Genomic DNA, 8,736 nt, shown 5'->3' with positions numbered 1-8,736 from the left:
CCAATGCACGCCCCAATGGGGGTCCACCCCCCCCCCCCCCCGCTCCCCGGGGGGTTCACGGGGGTTGGCGCCCCCCCCCCCGCCCCCGGGCGGCCCCCACCCCAACCCGGGGACCGTTCCCGCATTCCGCTTCGCTCCATGCGGGCTACGATGACCGCCTCTTACTCCGTCTGGAAATCCCCCGGCTGCGGCGCGGCCAGTGGCGTGAACTCGCAGCGATCCGGTTTGATGTCGATCAGCGGCGTGTTGTCGAGGCAATCGAGCCCGCGCACCAGAATCGCGTTGCCCTCGATGCCGACCAGCTTCACGATCGACGTCCCGATCGGATTGGGGCGCACCGGCGAGCGCAGCGAAAACGTGCCGCGGGTCTTTTCGTTGTTCTTCGGGCTTTGCAGGACGATGTCGCGGCGCGACTTGTCGAGCCAGTAGAGCACTTCGAGATTGCTGTAGAAATCGACACCTTTGATCGCCGGCACGAATGGCTCGAAGACCTCGAGCCGGCATATCGGGCCGTCATGCCGGCCCTGCCGCGGGGTCTCCAGCCGCGAGCTCCAGGGCGTGCGGATGCGGCCGATAAAGACGAGGCCGGCATCCTGCGTCGGCGGCAGCTCGATGGAGACTTCACCCTCGCGGAGCTCGTTTTCGCGAACCATATTTCCAAATCCCTGCTGTTCGCCGGCAGTTTTAGCCCAACCACCACTTGCCGGCCAGCATGAAGACTTCGCCCGCGACCACGCCCGCGAAGATCGAGCGGCGGGTCAGCAGGAAGACGACGAGGCCGGCGCCGACCGCACCGTAGCGCAAGGCGTCCGGCACGCTCGCAAGCGCACCGGGCGGCTCGACCACGATCTGGGCGATGACGCCGGCCAGGATCGCGGTGGCGACCGCCCGTACCCAGACCAGAAGCTCGGAGCCTTCGTCGATGCCGCCGCCGAACCACAGGCCCAGCATGCGCCATATCTGGTTGGGAACAACGCCGGCGACGAACAGCACCGCCAGCGCGTGCCAGTCGCCAATGAGCTGCGCAAAACTCATGCACGCACCTCCCGCCACCAATGCACGCCATAGGCGATGGTGCCGGCCACGAGGCCGCTGACGAGGATGTCGAGTCCGGAGTTCATTTTCGCGGCCAGCGGATACAGCAGAACCCCTAGCGCAAGTGCGACGACATCGGCGACCTCGCGGCTGTTGCGTGCGGTCGAGAACAGGAAGGACAGCGGCGTCAGCAAAAGGATCGCCGCCCCAAGCGTCTGGGTCAGATTCGCAGCAAGGAAATAGCCGACCGTGTTGGCGGTGAGACACACCGAGACAAGACCGAAGCCAAGTCCGTTGACGAAGGCGATCCGGCGTTCACGCGGCACCTGCGGCAGGAAGCGATGGCATTCGACCCACAGTGTCACTGCAGTGAGATGCGCCGCGAAAAACAGCTCGCGCCGTTTCGTCGTCGGCGTGCGCATCAGCGGCAGCACCGAGACCACCATCGGAAACAGGCGAATGGCGCTGACGGTGACCGCGATCGCCGACTGGATGACCGTCGCGCCGGAGCCGAGCGTGGTGATCAGGATGATCTGCGCCGGACCTGCCCAGACGAACAGCGTCGAGCAGAGCGCCCAGAGCAGGCTGAAATGGGTGTCGTGGGCGAGCGCGCCAATGCCGAGATAGGTCGCGAACAGGACGAGGGTGAGGATCGTCTGCGTGATCGAGCGCAGTCCCCACGCAAAGGCGCGCCAGGGACTTTGCCATTGAGGTGAATCGAGCGGAGGAAGCGCCACGGGAGTCTTGGCCGGGTGAGGAATCGTGCCTGCATAACGGGCAATACGGCGGCGGGCGTCAAGAAAGCGCGCGGCGGGGCTGGCATGCACGCGTGGTTGCCATTCGGGGCGCGTCCCCTACCCGCTCACACCGCGGTTCTTCAGCACGAAGCATGCCCCGCCCGCCTTGCGGATGCGACCGCAGAGTTCATCCGCCTCGCTCCGCGTATCGGCGCCGATGCGCACCTGGTAGAAGGCGCGCGTGCCTCGGCTGCGCATCACTGAGCTCAGCAGGCTCGGATCACGTTCGCCGATCACGGCGCCCAGCCGCGTGACCGCGCGGGAATACATAGCCAGTGCCCGGTTGCGGTCAAAGCCCGCGGCGAGCTGCACGCCCCAGATTTTTGCGGCCGCCAGCTCCACATGCTGTTCGAGCTCGGCGACGAAAGCATTTGGCGCGCGCTTCAAAAGCGCCATCAGATCGCGGCAGCTCGTCGGTGGCGCGCTCGGCGGACCCTTGCCCGTTGCGCCTGCCTTGGCCCAGGCATCGATGCTGGTGCCAGTGATGGCAAGAACGTAATTGCGGGTCTGCTCCGGCATGCTGCCGGTGCCGGCGAGCCATTCCTGCACCCGGCGCGGCCCGGCATTGTAGGCGGCCGCCGCCAGGCCGAGATTGCCGAACTGGTTGCGCAGCTCGTTCAGGAATTCCGCCGACTTCGGCAGCGCCTGCACCGGATTGAAGGGATTGAGCAGCCCGCGCTCGCTCGCGGTGCCCGGCATAAATTGCGCGATCCCCTGCGCGTGTTCGCCGCTGCGCGTCATGGGCCCCACCGCATCGGCCTGGAAGCGGCTCTCCTGCCAGATCACGCGGGCGAAGAACTCCAGCGGCAGATTGGCATCGCGCGCCGCGGCCTCGACGATCAGGCAGATCGATTCCCGCGTATCGCTCTCGCGCGCATCCGCGGGCTTCGCCGGCTGCACAGCGAGTTCTTCGACGCTGGGGACGGCGACGTCGGTTTTGGCGGGCGAACTGTCCCACGCAACAACCTGTGTCGCCGAGACAAGCAGCGCGGGGATGATGCACATCGCAATCTGCACCCATCGCGTGCAGGCATGACGGTGGCGCGCCTCGGCGCGGCATGCGACAGTGTGATCTGCCATGTTGTGGCATCGTGCCATGGTTCGACGAGTTGCCAATATATGCTGCCTGACCTGCTTCTCCCAATGCGTTACCCCGCCAAACGGATCCGCGCGATCCTTGTCCTCGCCGCATTCATCCTGGGCGTCGCGCCAGCCGCCGCGCAGGTGACGTCCCAAGTCACCTCTCAAGTCAATTGGCGGATGACCACGGAATACCCTGAGAATAACATCTCCGGGATTGGACTCGCGACCTTCGCAAGCCGCGTCTCCGACCGTACCCACGGTTTCGTGACCGTGACGAACGCCTTCGATAACCAACTCAAGATCAACTCGGGCGAGATGCCGCGCGCGGCGCTGGACGGCCGGATCGCGGGCGGCGATGCCTTCGCGGGCGCGCTCTCGGGCCTCGACCCTGTGTTCGGATTGTCCACCCTGCCCTTTCTCGTGCAATCGGTCGACATCGCCCGCGCCACCAATCTGCGGGCGCGCCCGCTCTACGAAAAAGCACTCGCTGCGCGCGGCCTCAAGCTGCTCTATGTGACGATCTGGCCGGCCACGGGCCTGTGGTCGGAACGGTGGCTCGAAGGTGCCGACGACCTGCCGAAACTGAACTTGCGAACCTATGATGCCAATTCCACCGAGGTCATGCGCGCGGCCGGCGCGAACGCGCAATTCCTGCCGATGGACGCGGCGCTCGCCGGACTGAGGGAACACCGGCTGAATGCCTTCCTCACCTCCGGCGACGGCGGTGCGGGGCGCAAATTGTGGGACTTTCTGCCGCATTTCACGGCCATCAACTACGCGATGCCGATCTCGATCGCCTTCGTCCGCAGCGACGCCTTTGCCGAACTGTCCGAACCGATGCAGCGCGAGGTGCTGGCCGCGGCGGCCGAGACAGAACAGAGCCAGCTCGCGCTACTGACCCACCGCACCATCGAGAACTATGCGCGCATGCGCGACAATGGCGTCCATATCGCCGAGCCGGCGCCCGCGTTCCTTGTCACGGAGCTGCGGAAGGCAGCAAAGGACGCGATCGCCGCCTGGGGAACCCGGGCAGGCGCGGAGGCGACCGCAATCGTCGAATGGGCGAGACAGCAATGAGGGAGCGGTAGCGGAATCTGCAATCAACGTCCTGCCGGTGTCGCTGCCTACCGCCCTAGTTCTTGACCGGACCCGGGATTTCGCCCCGGATGGCGCGGTCGAGGGCATCGATCAGCGCCTGGATCTCGATGAACTTGTTGCGCGCTCGCTCGGCCGTGTCGCGCACAAACGGAGCGGCCAGCACTTTCGCATGCGCATCCCTGTCCTCGATCATGTGATCACGGGCCTTCTTCAGAGTTTCAAGTCGCTCGCTCATCCGGCCTCTCCTGAAAAAAATCGTCCCGATCTCTCGTCCGGATTCGCCATTAACAAGACGCGGCGAACGAGCAACCCTCAACAGCCGCGGCAGATGTTCTTCAGCTTCGCTGCGGTTCTGGCCTCTTCCGCAACGAACGGGTCCTTGTAGGCAGCACGGGACCCATCGTTCTCCGCAGCAGCGGGCTTTCTTTCCTTTGGAGGAAACGCAGCATCGTAGCAGGCGAGACGTCCGCTCGTGCTTTCGATCGCCCGGCAGTCCGGCCCTGCCGCGACAGCGCCTTGCGACAGTGTGCCAAGTATCAATATGGCAAGCATCAATGCGACGAGAAGCGCTCTCCGGCGGATCCAGTCGACCAGACGAAATCGAGTCATACACGCTCCTGCTTAGTCGGCGGGAGCGCTGGTGACCCTCAGTCACCGGTCGATGCCAATGGAAGGCGGTGATGGCGCGACTCTACGCTTCCCTCCCGCGAATAGCGAGCTTTAAGGGATACGCGGTATCAAGAAGGCGATTTTCGGCCTGACAATGGTTGCGCGTTTGCCTTGGTCCGTGGCCTCGTTTAGGTCAAGCAATAGGCGGCGGTATCAACACAGGCGTGGCGACATGGTTACAATCTATTTCGATCTCGACGGCACGCTGACCGACCCGAAGCCCGGGATCACGCGCTCGATCCAGTACGCCCTGGAGCGGCTCAACGTCGCGGTGCCGAGCGCGGAGGAGCTGACCTGGTGCATCGGCCCGCCGCTGCATGCCAGCCTGCAAAAGCTCACGGGCAGCGCGGAACTCGCCGACCGGGCGCTGCTGCTCTATCGCGAGCGCTTCAGCGATGTCGGCCTGTTCGAGAACGAAGCCTATGCAGGCATCGTGGACACGCTGACAACGCTTGCCGCGACAACACCGCGCATGTTCGTGGCGACCAGCAAGCCCGCGGTCTACGCCACCCGTATCGTCGAGCATTTTGGCCTGAAACCGTATTTCGAGCGCGTGTTCGGTTCCGAGCTCGACGGCACGCGCGTCGACAAGCGCGACCTGCTGCGCTACGCGCTCGACGAAGCCAGGGTCGATCCCGCCAGCGCGATCATGATCGGCGACCGCAGCCATGACGTGGTCGGCGCCCGCACCAACGGCATGACCGCGATCGGCGTGCTCTATGGCTACGGCAGCGAGGCCGAGCTGCGGGACGCCGGCGCGCATCACATCTGCGCCGCGCATTCGGAGCTGCTCGGTCATTGCGTGATCTAGCCGATCAAGCGCTGACGGTCTCTATCGCCGCCAGCATGCCGGTCCTGGCGTGACAGTTCAGATACTCGAAGAACTGCTCGTCTGCAGCCGCCACAGTGACCTCGTGATAGAGCCGCAGTTTTGCTGAAGGGCCGAGCGTCGACAGGTACTTCATCGCGGCGCCGAATATCCTGACGTGGGTCGGATGCGATTCCGCCCACCGCTCCAGCGCTGCCAGGCTCTTCCACCAGCTTTGACCATAGGACTTTTCACTCGCGCTCCCGTCGGCTGCCAGCACGCCCATGTAACGGTTGGCGTAGCAGCCGATGCCGAGGCCCTCATCGCGCAGGAAATCCATGCCCTCGCGCAACACCGGTTCGACGTCGTCGAGATAGAGCTTTCGCTCCGAGGTCTCGGTATCGCTCCAATCCTGGCCTGATCGGATCAGGCAGAGATTGTCGTGCGCCTGCACGCGCAGCCGCGCGCCGTCGCGGATCAATTCGGGATTGCCGCCCGGCGACATTGGATCAGTCTGCGACAGCGGGATGCGATCACGCATGCCGCCCCAATAGGCGTGCTCCTGCACCTCGCCGCTCATGCCGCCGGCGATAGCGGCGACGCCCTCCGGCCGGCCGAGCGAGGAAAACAGCGTCTCGTGCCGCGCCACCGTGGGGCGCAGCACCTCGATGAAAGTGCCGATGCCCTCGCGCTGCGTTCCGGTCCAGGCCTCGCGCGCCGGTGCAAACCATTTGTCGAACCGCGCAATGTCGTCCCAATAGGCCACCGAGACGACGTTCTCGTAACCGGCCTGATCAACGTATTGCGCGCGGTCCCAATGCGAGGGCCCGCCTTCCGCGGCAAACCGTTCCGCGATGTCGGCGAGCGCGTCGGTCGCAGCCGCCGGCGCCGTGCCGCGATATTGAAGGCCGAAATAGGCCATCACGACCCGGTTCACCGCAGGCTTATAGCGCGCCACGAAGGACGGGTATGGCGGCTGGTAATCGTCCGGCACGCGCTTGTGGCGCGTGCGCGGGGTCTCGAGATGCAGAGGAATTGCGGATTCCATGAGCGTGCCTCCCTCGATTCCGGCGATCAGCTCGCCGCCGCGGCGATGTCCGTGGGCTCGACGGTGTCGACCGGCAGCGCAAACTGCTCGACGCGCTGGTAGCGCTTCTTGTTGAGCAGGAGCCGCGTCACGTCGGGGCGCGAATAATGCCCGGCTGGATCAGCGGCGTTCTTGGCGACACCGATGGCGCCAAGATCGATCTCGGCGATCAAGAGGCCCTCCTGGTCCGGCGCGAGCTTATCGCCGATCTGGCTGCCGTCGGGACCATAGATCGCAGCGAAGCCACCGCCGGCATGCAACAGCGCATGCTTGTCCGGTCGATCACACAGCTCGTCGATCATCGCTTGCGAGACCGTTGCGCAAGGGGCAAGCACGAAGCAGGAGCCCTCCACGGCATAGACGCGCGAGGCGGCGTTATTCACCTCGGCGCCGAGCGCCGGCGCGAACGGATCGTAGAGCGAAAAGCTCGGCCAGGCCGCGACATGGACCTGCTCGTTCTGGGCATACATCGCGTATTTCGACAGCGGCTGGAGATGCTCCCAGCAGCACAGTGCGCCGATGCGGCCGATGTCGGGCCGCGCATGCACGGCGAGATCGCTGCCGTCGCCCTCGCCATAGACCGTGCGCTCGGCATGGGTCGGCCGCAGCTTGCGGCGCTTTGCGATGGTCTCGCCATCCGGCCCGATCAGCCATTGCGCCAGATAAAGACTGCCGCCGTCGCGCTCGGACAGGCCGAGCACGGCAGTGAGCTTGGCCTTGTGCACGGCGTCGCGCAGCCGCTCGGCCTGCGGACTGTCATAAGACAACGAATTGTCGAAATAGCGCTGCACGAAGCCGCGGCCGATCGCCCAGGCCGGGGAATCCATCCAGATGTGCCAGGGGTAGCCGGGGATGAAGGCTTCCGGAAAGGCGATCAGCTTTGCGCCCTTCTCGGCGGCGTCCCTGATCAGGGCGATCGACTTGTCGATCGAGGCGTCGAGATCGAGCCAGGCAGGCGCCGCCTGCACCACCGCGACCTTGTATTTCGGATGTTCGATGCCCATTCCCACCTCCCTTGCCGGTTGATCGGAAGCCAGGTCCGATGCAGTCTATTTGACCAAGCCGGGACGGCGGGCGCTCGACCGCGGCGGAACAAAAACTCGACCGGACGGGATTCGCCGACCCGGTACGGGATTTGCCTTTCAGGCGGGACCTGCGCCGACACGCGATATTGCGGGATGTGAAAGGGAGGCTTTGCAGATGCCGATCCAGTTCACCACAGACGACAGCCCAGGCCACCGCCGCCTTGCGCTCTGGCAGGATATTGTCTGCGACGTCTTTGTCGGGCTCGACTGCAAGTCCGATCTTGGCAACGCCTTTCGCGGCTCGGTCACCCGGGCGCCACTGGGCAAGGCGGAATGCTCCGAGGTCTGTTCCGACCGTCAGCACGTGTTGCGCACGCCCTCGCGCATCGCGCGCTCGGATCAGGATTTCATCCTGATCGCGCTCGGCAATCGCGGCACCGGCGGCGTGGTGCAGGACGGCCGCGAGGCCGTGGTGCACCCGGGAGAGTTTGCGCTCTATGACACCACCCGGCCCTACGAGCTGAAATTCGACGGCATCTTCACGCAGACCATCTTCAAGGTGCCGCGCGAGATGCTGCAGCGCCGGCTCAGCGCGACCGAAACCCTAACCGCCAGCGCTTTCGGACCAGACTCGGCACTGCAGAGGATCGCCTACGATTTCATCTACCGGCTTTGCCAGAGCGCGGATCAGATCGATCCGCACCACGCCGCCGCGCTGTCGGAACAGGCCGTCGATGTCCTGGCGATGGCGCTGGGCGAGCGGCTAGGCAAGACGCCGCTGCCGTCCTCGACCCATCGCTCCGCCCTGCTCTACCGATTGAAGGCGCATATCCGGGCTCATCTTGCCGATCCCGACCTCTCGCTGTCCGAGACCGCAGCGGCGCTCGGCATTTCGTCCCGCTATGTCAACGATCTCCTCGCCGACGAGGAAACCTCGTTCCAGCGCTACGTCCTCGGTGAGCGCCTCGCTCAATGCAGACGCGATCTCGTCTCCCCCGTGCTCGCTCACCGCCACATCAGCGAGATCGCCTTCGCATGGGGCTTCAACGACCTCTCGCATTTTGGCCGCGTCTTCCGCGAGCATTTCGGGATGTCACCGCGCGATTTCCGGCAGAGCCAGTCGCGGCATTGACG

11 protein-coding genes are annotated in these 8,736 nt (G+C 65.1%); 3 read left to right on the top strand and 8 right to left on the bottom strand.

Features of this window, described 5'->3' with window-relative positions; translation table 11 throughout:
- Positions 1-161: 161 nt before the first annotated feature.
- From tsaA to AC0L30_RS36835, 4 genes are all read right to left on the bottom strand, one after another.
- On the bottom strand, positions 162-653 hold the full coding sequence (gene tsaA, locus AC0L30_RS36850) for a tRNA (N6-threonylcarbamoyladenosine(37)-N6)-methyltransferase TrmO (protein ID WP_007603257.1): 492 nt from the start codon (positions 651-653) through the stop codon (positions 162-164).
- A 31-nt stretch (positions 654-684) separates the two neighbouring features.
- Positions 685-1,035, bottom strand: coding sequence for an AzlD domain-containing protein (locus AC0L30_RS36845; protein ID WP_007603256.1), 351 nt, complete (start codon positions 1,033-1,035; stop codon positions 685-687).
- Complete coding sequence (locus AC0L30_RS36840; RefSeq protein WP_035994751.1) at positions 1,032-1,772, bottom strand: AzlC family ABC transporter permease; 741 nt, start codon at positions 1,770-1,772, stop codon at positions 1,032-1,034. Before AC0L30_RS36840 ends, AC0L30_RS36845 begins: the two co-directional genes overlap by 4 nt.
- A gap of 117 nt (positions 1,773-1,889) precedes the next feature.
- Positions 1,890-2,837: a lytic transglycosylase domain-containing protein gene (locus AC0L30_RS36835; RefSeq protein ID WP_007603254.1), complete on the bottom strand. Its 948-nt coding sequence runs from the start codon at positions 2,835-2,837 to the stop codon at positions 1,890-1,892.
- A 114-nt stretch (positions 2,838-2,951) separates the two neighbouring features.
- Here AC0L30_RS36835 and AC0L30_RS36830 point away from each other — a divergent pair, with 114 nt between their 5' ends.
- Complete coding sequence (locus AC0L30_RS36830; protein ID WP_007603253.1) at positions 2,952-3,992, top strand: TRAP transporter substrate-binding protein; 1,041 nt, start codon at positions 2,952-2,954, stop codon at positions 3,990-3,992.
- A 55-nt stretch (positions 3,993-4,047) separates the two neighbouring features.
- On the opposite strand, the gene AC0L30_RS36825 is transcribed toward AC0L30_RS36830, so the two are convergent.
- Together AC0L30_RS36825 and AC0L30_RS36820 are read right to left on the bottom strand one after the other, a co-directional pair.
- Positions 4,048-4,248 carry a hypothetical protein gene (locus AC0L30_RS36825; RefSeq protein ID WP_473406354.1) on the bottom strand — a complete coding sequence of 67 codons (201 nt, stop codon included), beginning with the start codon at positions 4,246-4,248 and terminating at the stop codon, positions 4,048-4,050.
- Positions 4,249-4,325: 77 nt separating this feature from the next.
- On the bottom strand, positions 4,326-4,622 hold the full coding sequence (locus AC0L30_RS36820; RefSeq protein ID WP_007603251.1) for a hypothetical protein: 297 nt from the start codon (positions 4,620-4,622) through the stop codon (positions 4,326-4,328).
- Between the two features lie 232 nt (positions 4,623-4,854).
- Here AC0L30_RS36820 and AC0L30_RS36815 point away from each other — a divergent pair, with 232 nt between their 5' ends.
- Complete coding sequence (locus tag AC0L30_RS36815) at positions 4,855-5,493, top strand: HAD family hydrolase (protein ID WP_007603250.1); 639 nt, start codon at positions 4,855-4,857, stop codon at positions 5,491-5,493.
- Between the two features lie 4 nt (positions 5,494-5,497).
- Here AC0L30_RS36815 and AC0L30_RS36810 read toward each other — a convergent pair whose 3' ends face one another.
- Positions 5,498-6,538: a phenylacetaldoxime dehydratase family protein gene (locus tag AC0L30_RS36810; RefSeq protein WP_007603249.1), complete on the bottom strand. Its 1,041-nt coding sequence runs from the start codon at positions 6,536-6,538 to the stop codon at positions 5,498-5,500.
- Positions 6,539-6,564: 26 nt separating this feature from the next.
- Positions 6,565-7,581 carry a carbon-nitrogen hydrolase family protein gene (locus AC0L30_RS36805; RefSeq protein ID WP_007603247.1) on the bottom strand — a complete coding sequence of 339 codons (1,017 nt, stop codon included), beginning with the start codon at positions 7,579-7,581 and terminating at the stop codon, positions 6,565-6,567.
- A 196-nt stretch (positions 7,582-7,777) separates the two neighbouring features.
- Between AC0L30_RS36805 and AC0L30_RS36800 the strand changes: the two genes are divergently transcribed.
- Positions 7,778-8,734, top strand: a complete 957-nt coding sequence (locus AC0L30_RS36800) for an AraC-like ligand-binding domain-containing protein (protein WP_007603246.1) — start codon at positions 7,778-7,780, stop codon at positions 8,732-8,734.
- Positions 8,735-8,736 lie beyond the last annotated feature (2 nt).

The organism is Bradyrhizobium sp. MI1.11, assembly GCF_055811255.1.
The sequence above is the reverse complement of the archived record's forward strand: the minus strand, read 5'-3'. Positions and strand labels throughout refer to the sequence as shown.

Excerpts from the sequence above, each read along its gene's own strand:
- AC0L30_RS36825 (WP_473406354.1), bottom strand. The coding sequence starts at position 4,248 with ATGAGCGAGCGACTTGAAACTCTGAAGAAGGCCCGTGATCACATGATC.
- AC0L30_RS36805 (WP_007603247.1), bottom strand. The coding sequence starts at position 7,581 with ATGGGCATCGAACATCCGAAATACAAGGTCGCGGTGGTGCAGGCGGCG.
- AC0L30_RS36820 (WP_007603251.1), bottom strand. The coding sequence starts at position 4,622 with ATGACTCGATTTCGTCTGGTCGACTGGATCCGCCGGAGAGCGCTTCTC.
- AC0L30_RS36810 (WP_007603249.1), bottom strand. The coding sequence starts at position 6,538 with ATGGAATCCGCAATTCCTCTGCATCTCGAGACCCCGCGCACGCGCCAC.
- AC0L30_RS36815 (WP_007603250.1), top strand. The coding sequence starts at position 4,855 with ATGGTTACAATCTATTTCGATCTCGACGGCACGCTGACCGACCCGAAG.
- tsaA (WP_007603257.1), bottom strand. The coding sequence starts at position 653 with ATGGTTCGCGAAAACGAGCTCCGCGAGGGTGAAGTCTCCATCGAGCTG.
- AC0L30_RS36845 (WP_007603256.1), bottom strand. The coding sequence starts at position 1,035 with ATGAGTTTTGCGCAGCTCATTGGCGACTGGCACGCGCTGGCGGTGCTG.
- AC0L30_RS36835 (WP_007603254.1), bottom strand. The coding sequence starts at position 2,837 with ATGTGCATCATCCCCGCGCTGCTTGTCTCGGCGACACAGGTTGTTGCG.
- AC0L30_RS36800 (WP_007603246.1), top strand. The coding sequence starts at position 7,778 with ATGCCGATCCAGTTCACCACAGACGACAGCCCAGGCCACCGCCGCCTT.
- AC0L30_RS36830 (WP_007603253.1), top strand. The coding sequence starts at position 2,952 with ATGCTGCCTGACCTGCTTCTCCCAATGCGTTACCCCGCCAAACGGATC.